Source organism: Stenotrophomonas sp. 28608_Sma (assembly GCF_056486185.1).
The window spans coordinates 4,962,501-4,977,035 of record NZ_CM151308.1 but is presented as its reverse complement, the minus strand read 5'-3'; the positions used below and the strand labels follow the sequence as shown (position 1 = coordinate 4,977,035).

The following is a 14,535-nucleotide window of genomic DNA, read 5'->3' as shown; positions in this document are numbered from 1 at the left end:
CCTGCGGGCCGGCATGCCCACGGCTGCCCGCGCGGCCGCCGTGCGTGGCGGCTCGTCCCTGTCAGCCCAACAGACCTCTTTCGCTGCATGAAGCATCGCGAACGCATCTCCCGTTACCGCCATCTGCGCGAACAGCCCCAGTGGAAGCTGCTCGCCGCCGACCACGCTCCGGAAATCATCGGCCTGCTGCAGGGGCTGCTGATGGACGGCGAGCGCACGCTGTCGTCGTCGGTGCTCAACGAGCGCCTGCAACGTGCGCTGGACCAGCTCAACGGCGACGAACTGTCGCGCGACCTGCCGCGTACCGCGCAGGCCTACATCGCGCACTGGCTGGCCCAGGGTTGGCTGGAACGCCGCCTGCCCGAAGGTGCCGACCAGGAGCAGTACGAGCTGTCGACCGCGGCACTGCAGGCGATCCGCTTCGCCGATGGCCTGGAGCAGGCCCGCGTGGCTGCCACCGAAAGCCGCCTGGCGCTGGTCATCGAACAGCTCTCGCAGCTGGCCGCGCAGACCGAGTCCGATCCGGATGCGCGCCTGTCGGCGCTGCGCGACGAGCGCGACCGCATCGACGCCGAGATCGCCCGCGTCGGCGCTGGCCGCGTGATCGCGCTGGATGGCAAGCGCGCACTGGAACGTGCGCGCCAGATCATCGGCCTGGCCGACGAGCTGACCGAAGACTTCCGCCGCGTGCGCGACGACTTCGAGCAGCTCAACCGCGATTTCCGCGAACGCATCATCGACGATGAGGGCGAGCGCGGCGATGTGCTGTCGCAGCTGTTCGAAGGCGTGGATGTGATCGGCGAGAGCGATGCCGGCCGCAGCTTCCAGGCGTTCTGGCGCCTGCTCAACGACGCCGAACAGAGCGCACAGCTTGATGCTGCGCTGGAAGCGGTGCTGGCGCGTGGCTTTGCGCGCCGCCTGGACCGCAACGAGCGCAACTTCCTGCGCGGCTTCACCAGCACCATGCTCGAGCGCGGTGGCCAGGTGCACGATGTGCTGCAGAACTTCGCGCGCAGCCTGCGTGGCTTCGTGCAGAGCCGTGGCTACCTGGAACAGCGCCGCCTCAACCAGCTGCTGAAGCAGGCGCAGTCCGAAGCACTGGCCCTGCGCGACGAGTTCCCCGCACAGCGCGGCATCGGCCGTGACCTGCAGCTGACCACCAGCCGCCTGCGCTCGTGGTCGCAGTGGAGGCTGCACGATCCACGCAGCGCCCAGGTCGATGGCAACGTCGAGTACAACGACGCGGCCGCGATCAGCCTGGAAAGCGTCGGCGATCTGGTCGCTTCGTCCGAAATCGACTTCCGCACCCTGCGCCGCGACCTGCACGACCTGCTCGATGCACAGCCGCGGCTCAGCATCGCCCAGGCGCTGTCGCAGCGTGAAGCGCCGCAGGGCCTGGGCAGCGTCATCGGCTACCTGTCGCTGGGCACGCGCTTCGGCAATGTGATCGCCGGCGAGCAGGAGCTTGCCGAATGGCGTGGTGGCGACGGCCAGATCCGTCGCGCCCGCATCCCGCTGGTTTGGTTTACCCAGGAGAGACGCCATGAGCTGGCATGAAGATCCCATCGACGCAGCGCAGGCCGACGTGGCGGAAGACGCCTACGAAGCCGAGCCGGTGGCGGCCGTGGCGCAGCCCCGCCGTGGCAACGACGTGTACTACCTCGGCGATACCGGGCGCCTGCCGCTGGATGCGCGCCGCGCGCTGTGCCAGCTGCTGATCGGCCCCAGCATCGACCAGCTGCGCCACGCCAAGCTGTGGCCGGCGCTGATCCGCAGCGAGGCGGCCATCCGCTCGTCGCTGGCGGACCTGTTCCTGGAACTGGTGCTCGACCGTGACAGCGGCGTGGCGTTCACCCGCCAGGCCGACACCGAAGACGTTGATGCGCCGGTACTGCTGCGCACCTCGCCGCTGACCTTCATCGATTCGGTGCTGCTGCTGTACCTGCGCCAGCAGCTGGCCGAGGCCGATGCGCGCGGCAACCGCGCGGTGGTCGCCGACGCCGAGATGGCCGAAGCGCTGGCCATCTACGAGAAGAACCTGTCCACCGACCGCGCCGGCTTCAACCGCCGCGTTGCTTCGGCAGTGCAGAAGATGAAGGACAACCACATCCTGACCCGCCTCAGCGGCCAGGAAGACCGCCACGAAGTCTCGCCGGCGCTGAAGCTGCTGTTCTCCGCCGAAGACGTGTCCCAGCTTTCGGCGGTGTACCGCCAGCTGCGCGAAACCCCGGCCGCCGAGGCCTGAGAGACCCGACCATCGCATGGCTATCTCCAAGCACACTCCCGCACTGTTCAACGAAGGCCTGCCGGACCCGCGCCTGCAGCAGTTCCGCATGCGCCGCCTGCAGGTGCACAACTGGGGCACCTTCAACGGCCTGACCGAAGTGCCGATCGCCGAGCGCGGCTTCCTGTTCGTCGGCCGTTCCGGCTCGGGCAAGTCGACCCTGCTCGATGCCATGTCCGCGCTGCTGACGCCGCCGGCCATCGTCGACTTCAACGCCGCCGCGCGTGAAGCCGAGCGCAGCGGCCGCGACCGCAACCTGGTGTCCTACGTGCGTGGCGCGTGGGCTGACCAGCAGGACAGCGGCACCGGCGAAATCGCTACCCAGTACCTGCGCAAGGGCGCGACCTGGACCGCACTGGTGCTGGAGTACCGCGCCGGCGATGGCCGCGTGGTCAGCCTGGTGCGCCTGCTGTGGATCTCCGGCAACGGCACCTCGGCCGGCGACGTGCGCAAGCACTACATGATCGCCGAGCGTCCGTTCGACATCGCCAAGGATCTTGGCGGTTTCGACCTGGACCTGCGCAAGCTCAAGCAGAAGCTGTCCGACCTGCATCACTTCGACACCTTCTCCGGCTATGCCGAGCGCTTCCGCGACCTGCTCGGCATCGACAACGAGATGGCGCTGCGCCTGCTGCACAAGACGCAGTCGGCGAAGAACCTGGGCGACCTCAACGTCTTCCTGCGCGACTTCATGCTCGACACGCCGAAGACCTTCGACGCCGCCGAGCGCCTGGTCAGCGACTTCGCCGAGCTCGATGGCGCGCACCAGGCCGTGGTCACCGCGCGCCGCCAGGTGGAAACCCTGCTGCCGGCACGCGCCTACTACAACGACCTGAAGGAAATGCACCGCCAGCGCGGCGACGACGAAGCGCTGAAGCTCGGCGTCGACAGCTTCCGCGAAAGCCGCCGCCAGGCGCTGATCGAAGCGCGCCTGCGCGAGATGGACGTGCGTGACCGTGGCCTGCTCGGCGAAGAGGCCCAGCGCCGCGCCGCGCTCGACAACCACACCGAGCGCCTGGCCGAACTGGAACTGCAGCGCCGCCAGCAGGGCGGTGAGCGCATCGAGGAACTGGAACGCGAGCAGGGCCGCGCCGAAGCCGAGCGCGACCGGCGCAAGGCCAAGCGTGACCAGGCCCAGGAAGCGGCACAGCAGCTGCAGGCCGAACTGCCCGACGATGCCCATGGTTTCGCCGAGCTGGTCGAGCGCGCGCAGAACGAACTGCAGGATCGCCAGCGTGCCTCGGCGGCACTGGACGACGCGATCAGCGATCGCCTCGGCGGCAAGCGCGACGACGAGCGCCGCTTCGGTGAAGTGCGCAGCGAACTCGAAGCGATGCAGCGCACGCCGTCCAACATTCCGGCGCCGATGCAGAAGCTGCGCGCGCGCCTGGCCGAGGAAACCGGCATCGCCGAAGCTGCGCTGCCCTTCGTCGGCGAGCTGATCCAGGTCCGCTCGGAAGAGCAGGGCTGGCAGGGCGCCATCGAACGTGTGCTGGGCGGCTTCGCGCTGTCGCTGCTGGTCGATGACAAGCACTACAACGACGTCGCCGAGTGGGTGAACCGTACCCACCTGGGCATGCGCTTCACCTACTACCGCGTGCGCCGCAACGATGATGCGTTCGCGCGCGAGCCGTCGGCGAAGTCGCTGCTGCACAAGCTGGAGCTGCGCGAGCATGTGTTCGAAAGCTGGCTGCGGCGCGAGCTCGGCAAGCGCTTCGACTACGAGTGCGTGGATGCCAAGCAGCTGCGCAACGTCGACCGCGGCATCACCCGCGAAGGCCAGGTCAAGCATCCGGGCGACCGCTTCGAGAAGGACGACCGCAGTGCGGTGGGCGACCGCCGTCGCTGGATCCTCGGCTTCAACAACCACGACAAGGTGGGCGCCTTCGAGCGCGAAGCACAGGAACTGGCCAAGCGCATCGCCAGCTGCGAGACCGACATCGCACGCCTGCGCGGCCAGCGCGACCGCGACAATGAGCGCCGCCTGGCCTGCCACGAGCTGGTCAGCATCAGCTGGAACGAGATCGACATCGCTGCCCCGCAGCAGCGCCTGAGCGATATCGAAGCGACTCTGCGCGACCTGCGTGAAGGCAACGCCGACCTCGCCAAGCTGGCCAAGCAGATCGACGCCGTGCGCGCCGACATCGAGCAGGCCCGCCGCACCTATGAAGACGTCCGCGTCGAGCGCGGGCAGCTGGTCAAGGAACGCGACCGCCTGGACCGCGCGCGCCAGCAGAGCCGTGCGCTGGTGCTGCCGAGCCTGGCCCAGGAGCAGGAAGCCGGCCTTGCCGAGCGCCTGCAGGAGCAGGGTCCGCTCAGCCTGGAAACGCTGGAAGCGCACATGCGCCAGGTCAGCAACGCGCTGAACGAGCAGCTGTCGTCCTCGCAACAGGACCTCAACCGCATCGAGAACCAGCTGATCGGCTGCTTCCGTCGCTTCATCCAGCAATGGCCGGAGGAATCGGGCGACTTCACCGTGTCGGTGGCCTCGGCCGAGGACTTCCTCGCCCGCCTCGAACGCCTGGAGCGCGATGGCCTGCCGCAGCACGAAGAGCGCTTCTTCGATCTGCTGCAGAACCAGAGCAAGAACAACCTGCTGGCCCTGCAGCGCCACAGCGCCGAGGCCCGCAAGTCGATCGGCCAGCGCCTGGACGAGGTGAACGCCAGCCTGGAACAGGTGCCGTTCAACCGTGGCACGCTGCTGACCATTGAACTGAGCGACCGCCGCCTGCCGGAAGTCGGTGAGTTCCACCTGCAGCTGCGCGAGGTGCTGTCGCAGCAGCAGACCGAGCAGCGCGAGCTGGCCGAATCGCAGTTCACCGTGCTGCGCCAGCTGGTCAACCGGCTCGGCTCGCAGGAAGGCGAGGACAAGCGCTGGCGCGAGCTGGTGCTGGACGTGCGCATGCACGTGGAGTTCATCGGCGTCGAGCTGGATGCGGAAACGCGCCAGCAGGTCGAGATCTACCGCAGCGGCGCCGGCAAGTCCGGCGGCCAGCGCCAGAAGCTGGCTACCACCTGCCTGGCGGCAGCGCTGCGCTACCAGCTCGGCGGTGCCGACAGCCAGCTGCCCAGTTACGCCGCGGTCGTGCTTGACGAAGCCTTCGACAAGGCCGACAACGAGTTCACCGCACTGGCGATGAACATCTTCGACAACTTCGGCTTCCAGATGGTGGTGGCCACCCCGCTGAAGTCGGTGATGACGCTGGAACCGTTCATCGGCGGTGCCTGCTTCGTCGAAATCAGCGGCCGTCACGACTCCGGCGTGCTGCTGATCGAGTACGACGAAGAAGGCAAGCGCCTGAAGCTGCCCGAGCGCAGCCGCCAGCAGGCCAACGAACCGGAAGAAGCGGAGGCCTGACCCGGCCGATTGAATGGGAATGCCGGCCAGCGGCCGGCACTACCCATGGGCGGGGTTCATGACCCGGTAGTGCCGGCCGCTGGCCGGCAACCGCACTCACGCTCCGCGCAACGTATCCCACGCCATCCGCGCGATCAGCACCACCACCAGCCCCACGAACAGCTTGCGGATGAACGGCGTGCCGCCCTTCAGCGCCAACCGCGTGCCCACCACCGAACCGATGATGTTGGCCGCCGCCATCGGCAGCGCGAACAGCCACAGGATGTTGCCGGTCGGCACGAAGAACGAGATCGCCGCCACATTGGTCGCCAGGTTCACCACCTTCGACGCGGCCGACGCGCGCAGAAAATCCAGGCCGAAGAAGCGCACGAACAGGAAGATCAGGAAGCTGCCGGTGCCCGGCCCGAAGAAACCATCGTAGAAGCCGATCGCCGCACCAATGGCCAGTGCGATGGTCAGCTCGCGGCGGCCGATCTCCTGCGGCCGGTGCAGCGCGCCGAAGTCCTTTTTCCACAACGTGTAGGCCAACATCGCGATCAGCAGCACCAGCACCAGTGGGCGCACCGCGTCCTTGGGCAGCAGGCTCACCGCGGTGGCCCCGGCGAAGGAGAAGATGAAGGCGGTGCCGGCCGCGAACAGCACCGGCTTCCACGGGAAGCGCACGTTGCGCGCATAGCGCCAGGCAGCCGCACCGGTGCCGAACATCGAACTGAACTTGTTGGTACCGAACAGCATCGCCGGCGTCTGCTGCGGCAGCACCGTGAACAGGCCGGGCAGCTGAACCAGGCCACCGCCACCCACGGCGGCATCCACAAGACCGGCGATGAAGGCGATCACCACCAGCCACCACAACTCAGGGGGAACCAGTTCCAGCACGGCGATCAATCAAGGTGGGGGCGCGACAGCATACGCCTGTCCTGCTTCAGCTGGCCCGTGCCGCGCGTGGATCAATCCGCGCAACCCGGCGACAATGCCGGCATGAGCCGAAAACCCGCCGATCCCTGTCCCTGTGGCCTTCCCGCCGACTATGCAGCCTGCTGCGGCCGTTTCCACGCCGGCGAAGCCGCGCCCGATGCCGAGCGCCTGATGCGTTCGCGCTACAGCGCCTACGTGCGCGGTCTGGCTGACTACCTGCGCCAGAGCTGGCATCCGGACACGCGTCCGGCCGAGTTGACGCTGGATGATGCACCCGGCCAGCGTACCCATTGGCTGGGCCTGACCCTGCACGAGCACACCGTCACCGGTGCTGACAGCGCCGATGTCCGCTTCACCGCGCGCTATCGCGTCGGCGGCGGCAGTGCGGTCAAGATGACCGAACACAGCCGCTTCCAGCGCATCGACGGCCGCTGGTACTACCTCGACGCGGCCTGAGCCCTACGCGCTGCGCGCAGCCAGCACGCGCTGGCCGCCGTGCGCGTGCACCTGGTTGCGACCCCCGTCCTTGGCCACGTACAGCGCCTGGTCGGCGGCCTTGACCACCGCCATCGGGCGCGGATCCACGCGGCTGTCGGCCAGCCCGATGCTCACCGTCACCTGTACCACCTGGCCGCTGCCACCGCGTCCGCGCTGCTGTCGGCCGGCTTCGTCATCACGGCTGCGGGTGCTGCGGTCGCGCAGCTGCATGCGGGTCTCCTCGATGCTCTGCCGCAGCGCCTCCACGGCATCCATGCAGGCCGCCGCAGGGCGGTCCAGGAACACCACCGCGAACTCCTCACCGCCATAGCGGAATGCACGGCCACCGTCGCCCACCCGCGCCAGCCGCGAGGCCACCAGGCGCAGTACATCGTCTCCGGTGTCGTGGCCATGGGTGTCGTTGAATGACTTGAAGTGGTCCACGTCCACCATCGCGATGCTGTAGATGCCGCGTGCCCGCTGCAGGGTCTCGTTGAATGCCCGTCGCCCCGGCAGGCCGGTCAACTCATCGCGGAAGGCCATGTGGAAGGACTCCTGCAGCATCGCGCCCAGCATCAGCAGCAGGGCGGCGCTGCTCAGCGCCGGCAGCAGCACCGGCTGCAGGAAGATCCGCGGCAGCATCCACCACAGGCACAGCAGGGCCAGCAGCATCGCCGTGTGCAGTGGCCGAGGATGCCGCCACGCCTGCCAGCCCAACGCTGCGGTCGCCAGCAGGAACAGCAGCGCCGGCAGCTGCGCCAGCGCGTTCCAGTCGGCGGGAATCCAGGCCCAGTGACGGTTCGACAGCAGATCGTGCATGCCGCGCGGCTGCTGTGTGGCCAGCAGCAGGAAGATCATCACCGGGGTGCCGCTGGCAATACCGCGCAGCAGCAGGTCCTGGCGCCGCCGTCCGCGCTCCGGCCACAACGCAAGGCCGGCAGACAACAGCGGCAACCAGGCCGAGATGGCGTGGAAGCGCAGCGGTGTCAGCGTGGTGACATGGCCATTGCGCAGGTAGCCAGCGACGTCCTGGTGCAGCAGCGCGAACATCACCGCCACAACCATCAGCAGGCACAACGTGCGCACCTGGTGGTAGAGCAGGGCCAGGCCGGCACCGAGGCAGGCCATCAGCCAGGGCAGGACGCGCTGGGCCGGGCTGGCCACGTCTGCGGTATCCAATGCGGTCCACACCACCACGGCAACCAGCACGGCAGGCAGCACGAACAGGTAATGCGCAGGCTGGCGGAGCGGATGCAGGGGCAAGCAGGAATTCCAGCGCGGTGACGACGCGGCCGCAGCATTGCCGTTAGCGGCGTGCGTGCCTGCATCTTGAATGCGGCAGGCTCATCCATGTGAACGAAGTGACGCCGAACCATGACGTCGCACTCACCGTCCAGCGCCGATGCTGCCCACATGGACAGCGTACCCGCCGCCGTCGCTGCCCCGCAGCACGATCTCGCCCGCCAGTTCGCCCGTGTACGGACGCGCAGCCTGCAGTTGGCCGCGCCGCTCAGTGCCGAGGACGCCATGCTGCAGAGCATGGCTGACGCCAGCCCGAGCAAATGGCACCTGGCCCACACCACCTGGTTCTTCGAACGCTTCGTGCTGGCGGGTTTCGGCACCGCGCCAGCGCATGACCCGGCCTGGGACTACCTGTTCAACAGCTACTACAAGAGCATCGGCCCGGCGCATGCGCGGCCACAGCGCGGGTTGCTGTCGCGCCCGTCGCTGCAGCAGGTGCGCGACTACCGCCAGCAGGTCGATGCGCAGGTGCAATCGCGGTTGGCGGCGGGCGATCTCGATGAACAGGCACTGCAACATCTGCAGCTGGGCCTGCAGCACGAGCAGCAGCACCAGGAACTGCTGCTCACCGACATCAAGCATGCGTTCTGGTGCAACCCATTGCAGCCCACCTACCGCGAGGACCTGCAGCCTGCCACCAGCGCTGCCAGTGCGCAGGGCTGGATCGAATCACCCGAGCGCATCGTCACCGTCGGCGCCGCGGCATGGCCGCAGCAGGCCGCGTTCGCCTACGACAACGAATCGCCAGCGCACCGGGTGCTGCTCCCCGCGCACGCATTGGCCGAGCGTCCCGTCAGCAATGCCGAGTATCGGGCCTTCATCGACGCCGGCGGCTACCGCGAACCGCGCTGGTGGCTCAGCGAAGGCTGGGCGCTGCGCGAAGCCGAGGGCTGGCAGCACCCGCTGTACTGGGATGACGCCCTGCAGCGCGAGTACACCCTGGGCGGTTGGCGCGAACTGGATCCGCACGCGCCGGTCTGCCACCTCAGCTACTACGAGGCCGATGCCTGCGCCCGCTGGTCCGGCGCGCGCCTGCCCAGCGAGTACGAATGGGAAGCCGCCGCTGCGTCGCAGCCGCTGCGCGGCCATTTCGCTGACGACGACCGGCTGCATCCGCAGGCAGCGCAGGGCAGTGGAATGCGGCAGCTGTTCGGCGATGTCTGGGAGTGGACCCACAGCGCGTATGGCGCCTATCCGGGCTTCCGTCCCTTCACCGGCAACCTCGGTGAGTACAACGGCAAGTTCATGTGCGGGCAGTGGGTGCTGCGTGGCGGCAGCTGCGCGACACCCCGCGGCCATGTGCGTGCCAGCTACCGCAACTTCTTCATGCCGCCGGCGCGCTGGCAGTTCTCCGGGCTGCGCCTGGCCAGGGACCTCACATGAGCACCGTGCATGACGCGCTGCAGGCATTGACCGATCTCACCCCCGGGCGGCAGCAGATCCTCTCCGACGTAGTGGCCGGACTCTCACGTACGCCGCGCCAGCTGCCGTCCAAGTACTTCTACGATGCGCGTGGCTCGCGACTGTTCGAGCAGATCACGCAGACCCCCGAGTACTACCCCACGCGCACCGAGCTGGCCCTGCTGAAGCGTGTGCTGCCGGACATCGCCCGCAGCGTTGGCCCGCGTCTGCACGTGGTGGAGCTGGGCAGCGGCAGCGGACGCAAGACCGCGCTGCTGCTGGCCGCACTTCACGACCCGGTGGCCTATACGCCGATTGAAATCTCGCGGGCCGCGCTGCTGTCCAGCATCGATCATCTGGCGCCGGCGTTGCCGGAGGTGGAGATGCTGCCGGTCTGTGCCGACTTCACCCGCCCCGTCGCCGTTCCCATGCCCGAGCGCGAACCCGCGCGACGGCTGCTGTTCTTCCCCGGTTCCACGCTGGGCAACTTTGAAGGCGAAGACGCGGTCGCACTGCTGCGGGCGATGCGCCAGACGATGGGCCGCGACGGCCTGGCCCTGGTCGGCATCGATCTGCACAAGGACCCGGCGCTGATCGAAGCGGCCTACAACGACGCGCAGGGCGTCACCGCCGCGTTCACTCTCAACCTGCTGGCCCGGCTCAATCGCGAGATCGGCAGCGACTTCGACCTCGACGGCTTCCACCACCGTGCCTGCTACAGCACCGCGCGGCTGCGCATCGAAACCGATCTGGTCAGCCGCTGGGCGCAGGATGTGCATCTGGACGGCCGCACCTTCCACTTCGCCGCCGACGAACCGATCCGTGTGGAGTACAGCCACAAGTACACCGACGACAGCTTCGAGGTGCTGCTGCAGCACGCGGGCCTGCAGGTCACGCAGCGCTGGAATGCCGACAGTCCCGCCTACGGCCTGCGCCTGCTGCGTGCCATCTAGGGCGGCCGGCCAGCCGGTACCCCTTCAGGTTCTGCAGCACCGCTACCCCTAAGATGGCCGTGCAACGGCAACACGGAGGACGCCATGCCCATTCTGACCACCCTCGGCCTGGCGGCCGCTCTCGCCTCGCCCCCCGCGCTGCCTGCAGCACCGGATGCCAGCGTCGATCTGGCCTTCAGCCGCTGCCTTTCGGGCCTGCAGGCCACGGCCGCCAGCCAGGGCATCAGCGCCGAGCGCTTCAACGAAATCACCGCCGGCCTCACCCCGGACCCCAGTGTGCTCGGCCTGCTCGACGCGCAGCCGGAATTCACCACGCCGATCTGGGACTACCTGGCCGCGCTGGTCGATCGCCAGCGCGTGGCTGATGGTCGCGCCATGCTGCAGCAGCATCGCGACCTGCTCGATCGAGTGTCGGCGCAGTACGGCGTCGATCCGGCCACCATCGTCGCGGTCTGGGGCGTGGAGAGCGACTACGGCCGCGTGTTCGGCAAGCGCCCCCTGCTGCAGTCACTGGCCACGCTGTCCTGCGCCGGCCGTCGCCAACCCTTCTTCCGCGGTGAATTGCTGGCACTGCTCAAGCTGATCGATCGCGGCGACCTGCAGGCACAGGGCCTCACCGGTTCCTGGGCCGGTGCCTTCGGGCATACGCAGTTCATGCCCAGCACCTACGCACGCATCGCCGTGGACGGTGATGGCGATGGCCGCCGCGATCTGGTCGGCAGCATTCCCGATGCGCTGGCCTCCACTGCCAACTACCTCAAGCGTGCCGGCTGGCGCAGTGGCGAGCCGTGGGGCATGGAAGTTCTTGTTCCCGCTGGCTTCAACGCCAGCCAGGCCGGACGTACCCAGCGTCGCGCCCTGGCCGACTGGCGTGCGCAGGGCCTGACCGCGCTGGATGGCAGTGTGCTGGCTCCGGCCAACCTGCCGGCGGATGCGCGCGCCGCCCTGCTGCTGCCGGCAGGGATCAAGGGTCCGGCGCTGCTGGTGTTCCGCAACTATGACGCGATCTACAGCTACAATGCCGCCGAAAGCTATGCGCTGGCGATCGCCACGCTGGCCGACCAGCTGCGTGGCGGCAACGGGCTGGCCACCGCCTGGCCGACGGATGATCCCGGCATCGGCCGCGATGAGCGCCGTCAGCTGCAGACCCTGCTGCTGGCGCGTGGCCACGACATCGGTACCGCCGACGGCATGATCGGTACCGCCACCCGTCGCGCGATCCAGTCCGAGCAGCAGCGCCTGGGCTGGGCCAACGCCGATGGGCGTGCCGGCCAACGCATCCTGCGCGCGCTGCAGGAAGAGGCGGCCGCCATCGCACCCGCTGCGCAGAAGGCCTTGCCCCAGGCACGCTGACCGCGACATCATCGCCGCGGTCTTCAAGGAGCGTCATCGCATGCAGTCGGATCCGGACATCAGCAGCGGCCTGTATCACGGGCTGGAGGCCTGGCACGTGCGCACCCCCAGCGCGACGGCGGTCATCAGCGTGTTCGGCGGACAGCTGCTGTCGTTCATTCCCGATGGGCAGCCCGATGTACTGTGGCTTTCGCCCACGCGCGCCGAGCTGCCCACGCCCATCCGCGGTGGCGTCCCGGTGTGCTGGCCGTGGTTCGGCCGCCAGGGCCAGAACAATGATATGCCCGCGCATGGCCTGGTGCGCACCGCGCGTTGGGAGCTTCTGCAGGCCAGCCAGAGCGATGACGGTGAGGTCGAGCTGCAGTTGGCACCTGCACCCTGCGCCGATCCCGGCCTGCGCCTGCAGATGCAGTTGCGCATCGGCCGCCAGCTGCGTCAGCAGCTCGTCACCGAGAACACCGGAACCTCGCCGGTGACCTTCACCCAGGCCCTGCACAGCTATTTCCGGGTGGGCGATGCCAACCAGGTCGAGGTCGAGGGCCTTGATGGCCTGCAGTACCTGGACAAGTACGAGGACTATGCGCAGCTGCGCCTGCAACAGGGACCGTGGTCATTGCGCGATCCGCGTGACCCCGGTCGCAGCGATCGCATCTATACCGGTGCCGGCGGCCATTACGTGCTGCGTGATCCCGTACTGCAGCGGCGGATCGAGATCCGCAGCGAAGGCAGCCAGACGCTGGTGGCCTGGAATCCCGGTGCGGAGGCGGCAGCGAAAATGGCCGATGTCGGCGATGGCTGGCACGATTACGTTTGCCTGGAAGTGGCCAACGCAGGCCCGGAGCAGATTACGCTTGCGCCGGGTGAGCGCCATCAGCTGGTGCAGACCCTGGCCAGTAACGCGCTGTAGGCGCTGGCAGCGGTTTCAGTTTGTCGATGCAGTAGCAAGGACGGAAAACATGCAGGAAGCACAATGGTGGTACGCCAATGGCAGGCAGAGCAGTGGGCCGGTGGATCTGGCCGGTCTTCGCCAGCTGCAGCGGGAAGGGACGGTCACGGCGCGAACGCTGCTCTGGTGCGAGGGCATGCCCTCGTGGCGGCCGTTGGCGGAGCTGGATCAGGCCTCAACGCAGGTCGAGGTGGCTCCGGTCCTGGATATCGACGCAGCGCCTGCGGCCGAGGGCATTGCGCCGAGCGTCGGCGATCCGTCCGACCCCTATCGTGCGCCGGTCGCTGCACCGGATGTGGCTGCGGCTGCCGGGCTGGAGGGCGAGATGGCCTTGTACGCCAGCGTGGTCGGTGGCAACTTCCCGATCTATCGCCAGCGCTGGCGGCTGGATCAGGGCATCGCCACGGGCAGTGGCACCTGGCACTGGCCGGCATTCCTGCTCGGCCTGATCTGGATGATGTACCGCAAGATGTACCGCCTGGCGGCGATGTGGGCTGGCCTGCTGCTGCTGATCAGCGTGGTCGAGACCTTGCTGGATGTGCCGGATGGCCTGTCACTGGTCATCACCTTCGCGCTCAGCATCACCACCGGCATCTTCGGCAACAGCTGGTACCTGGCACACTGCCAGCGACTGATCGCCCAGGCCCGTGCCGTCACCGGCGGCGATGACGCACGGCTGCGCAGCGAGCTGACCGCGCGCGGCGGCACCAGCGTGGTCGCCACACTGATCGCCATCGTCATCGCGGTGGTGCTGAGCACCGTCGGCGCCGCATTGGCGGGGTAGGGCAGGTCAGCGTCCCTGGCGGGGCCGCAGCACCAGCAGGCACAGCGCACCGGCCACCAGGCCCCAGAACGCCGAGCCGATGCCGGCCAGCGAGACGCCCGAGGCGGTCACCAGGAAGGTGACCAGTGCCGCCTCGCGGTCCCGCTCTACTGCCAGCGCACTGGCCAGGCTGTTGGCGATGGTGCCGAACAGCGCGATACCGGCCACGCAGGCCACCAGCTCTTTCGGGAACGCCGCGAACAGTGCGGCCACGGTGGCGCCGAACAGCCCGACGACAATGTAGAAGGCGCCGGCCGCCATCGCGGCGGTATAGCGTCGTGCCGGGTCCTCATGGGCATCACGGCCCATGCAGATCGCGGCGGTGATTGCCGCCAGGTTCAGCGCGTACGCACCGAACGGTGCCAGCAGCGTATTGACCACACCGATCCAGCCGATCAGCGGCGACACCGGGGCGTCGTAGCCGGATGCCCGCATCACCGCCACGCCCGGAATGTTCTGCGAGGCCATGGTGACCACGAACAGGGGCAGGGCGATGCCGGCCACCGCGGTCCAGGACAGGGATGGGGTCACCCATTGCGGTACCGCCAGTTGCAGCTGCACCTGCTGTGCGTGCAGCAGGCCACGGCTGGCCGCAACCGCGATGCCGACCAGCAGGGTGGCGATGACCGCATAGCGCGGGAACAGGCGGCGTCCGGCCAGCCACGTGGCGAACATGGTCAGCGCCAGTACCAGCTGGGCGTTCATGGCCACGAACACGTCCAG

The 14,535-nt window shown here is 68.3% G+C and carries 12 protein-coding genes (1 of these 12 cut by a window edge); 9 read left to right on the top strand and 3 right to left on the bottom strand.

Annotated elements, in window-relative coordinates; genetic code table 11:
• The first annotated feature begins 87 nt into the window (after window positions 1–87).
• From ACZLHH_RS23375 to ACZLHH_RS23365, 3 genes are read left to right on the top strand one after another with little or no spacing between them, the layout of a single operon-like run.
• Window positions 88–1,557, top strand: coding sequence for a DUF3375 domain-containing protein (locus tag ACZLHH_RS23375; RefSeq protein WP_032130217.1), 1,470 nt, complete (start codon window positions 88–90; stop codon window positions 1,555–1,557).
• Window positions 1,544–2,245 carry a DUF4194 domain-containing protein gene (locus ACZLHH_RS23370; protein WP_005411692.1) on the top strand — a complete coding sequence of 234 codons (702 nt, stop codon included), beginning with the start codon at window positions 1,544–1,546 and terminating at the stop codon, window positions 2,243–2,245. Before ACZLHH_RS23375 ends, ACZLHH_RS23370 begins: the two co-directional genes overlap by 14 nt.
• A gap of 16 nt (window positions 2,246–2,261) precedes the next feature.
• Window positions 2,262–5,642, top strand: coding sequence for an ATP-binding protein (locus tag ACZLHH_RS23365; protein ID WP_107433751.1), 3,381 nt, complete (start codon window positions 2,262–2,264; stop codon window positions 5,640–5,642).
• A gap of 96 nt (window positions 5,643–5,738) precedes the next feature.
• On the opposite strand, the gene ACZLHH_RS23360 is transcribed toward ACZLHH_RS23365, so the two are convergent.
• Window positions 5,739–6,518, bottom strand: coding sequence for a sulfite exporter TauE/SafE family protein (locus tag ACZLHH_RS23360; protein WP_071229494.1), 780 nt, complete (start codon window positions 6,516–6,518; stop codon window positions 5,739–5,741).
• 102 nt (window positions 6,519–6,620) lie between these two features.
• Between ACZLHH_RS23360 and ACZLHH_RS23355 the strand changes: the two genes are divergently transcribed.
• The gene (locus ACZLHH_RS23355; RefSeq protein WP_107433752.1) at window positions 6,621–7,013 is read left to right on the top strand and encodes a YchJ family protein; all 393 of its coding nucleotides are present in this window, start codon (window positions 6,621–6,623) and stop codon (window positions 7,011–7,013) included.
• Between the two features lie 3 nt (window positions 7,014–7,016).
• Here ACZLHH_RS23355 and ACZLHH_RS23350 read toward each other — a convergent pair whose 3' ends face one another.
• The gene (locus ACZLHH_RS23350) at window positions 7,017–8,297 is read right to left on the bottom strand and encodes a GGDEF domain-containing protein (RefSeq protein ID WP_107433753.1); all 1,281 of its coding nucleotides are present in this window, start codon (window positions 8,295–8,297) and stop codon (window positions 7,017–7,019) included.
• Window positions 8,298–8,447: 150 nt separating this feature from the next.
• Between ACZLHH_RS23350 and egtB the strand changes: the two genes are divergently transcribed.
• From egtB to ACZLHH_RS23325, 5 genes are all read left to right on the top strand, one after another.
• Window positions 8,448–9,719: an ergothioneine biosynthesis protein EgtB gene (gene egtB, locus ACZLHH_RS23345; RefSeq protein WP_180845383.1), complete on the top strand. Its 1,272-nt coding sequence runs from the start codon at window positions 8,448–8,450 to the stop codon at window positions 9,717–9,719.
• The gene (gene egtD, locus ACZLHH_RS23340; protein WP_180845379.1) at window positions 9,716–10,690 is read left to right on the top strand and encodes an L-histidine N(alpha)-methyltransferase; all 975 of its coding nucleotides are present in this window, start codon (window positions 9,716–9,718) and stop codon (window positions 10,688–10,690) included. Before egtB ends, egtD begins: the two co-directional genes overlap by 4 nt.
• An 84-nt stretch (window positions 10,691–10,774) precedes the next feature.
• Window positions 10,775–12,043 carry a lytic murein transglycosylase gene (locus ACZLHH_RS23335; RefSeq protein WP_180845380.1) on the top strand — a complete coding sequence of 423 codons (1,269 nt, stop codon included), beginning with the start codon at window positions 10,775–10,777 and terminating at the stop codon, window positions 12,041–12,043.
• Window positions 12,044–12,083: 40 nt separating this feature from the next.
• Entirely contained in the window at window positions 12,084–12,950 is an 867-nt protein-coding gene (locus ACZLHH_RS23330) for a D-hexose-6-phosphate mutarotase (protein WP_180845381.1), read from the top strand.
• A gap of 49 nt (window positions 12,951–12,999) precedes the next feature.
• The gene (locus tag ACZLHH_RS23325) at window positions 13,000–13,773 is read left to right on the top strand and encodes a DUF2628 domain-containing protein (protein WP_107433758.1); all 774 of its coding nucleotides are present in this window, start codon (window positions 13,000–13,002) and stop codon (window positions 13,771–13,773) included.
• A 6-nt stretch (window positions 13,774–13,779) separates the two neighbouring features.
• Here ACZLHH_RS23325 and ACZLHH_RS23320 read toward each other — a convergent pair whose 3' ends face one another.
• A protein-coding gene (locus ACZLHH_RS23320; RefSeq protein WP_180845382.1) for a benzoate/H(+) symporter BenE family transporter crosses the window boundary here: on the bottom strand, window positions 13,780–14,535 show its 3' portion. The gene runs 432 nt beyond the window's last position; the window shows 756 of its 1,188 coding nt (coding positions 433–1,188); the start codon falls outside the window, past its right edge; its stop codon occupies window positions 13,780–13,782.

Excerpts from the sequence above, each read along its gene's own strand:
- ACZLHH_RS23375 (WP_032130217.1), top strand. The coding sequence starts at position 88 with ATGAAGCATCGCGAACGCATCTCCCGTTACCGCCATCTGCGCGAACAG.
- ACZLHH_RS23370 (WP_005411692.1), top strand. The coding sequence starts at position 1,544 with ATGAGCTGGCATGAAGATCCCATCGACGCAGCGCAGGCCGACGTGGCG.
- ACZLHH_RS23365 (WP_107433751.1), top strand. The coding sequence starts at position 2,262 with ATGGCTATCTCCAAGCACACTCCCGCACTGTTCAACGAAGGCCTGCCG.
- ACZLHH_RS23355 (WP_107433752.1), top strand. The coding sequence starts at position 6,621 with ATGAGCCGAAAACCCGCCGATCCCTGTCCCTGTGGCCTTCCCGCCGAC.
- egtB (WP_180845383.1), top strand. The coding sequence starts at position 8,448 with ATGGACAGCGTACCCGCCGCCGTCGCTGCCCCGCAGCACGATCTCGCC.
- egtD (WP_180845379.1), top strand. The coding sequence starts at position 9,716 with ATGAGCACCGTGCATGACGCGCTGCAGGCATTGACCGATCTCACCCCC.
- ACZLHH_RS23335 (WP_180845380.1), top strand. The coding sequence starts at position 10,775 with ATGCCCATTCTGACCACCCTCGGCCTGGCGGCCGCTCTCGCCTCGCCC.
- ACZLHH_RS23330 (WP_180845381.1), top strand. The coding sequence starts at position 12,084 with ATGCAGTCGGATCCGGACATCAGCAGCGGCCTGTATCACGGGCTGGAG.
- ACZLHH_RS23325 (WP_107433758.1), top strand. The coding sequence starts at position 13,000 with ATGCAGGAAGCACAATGGTGGTACGCCAATGGCAGGCAGAGCAGTGGG.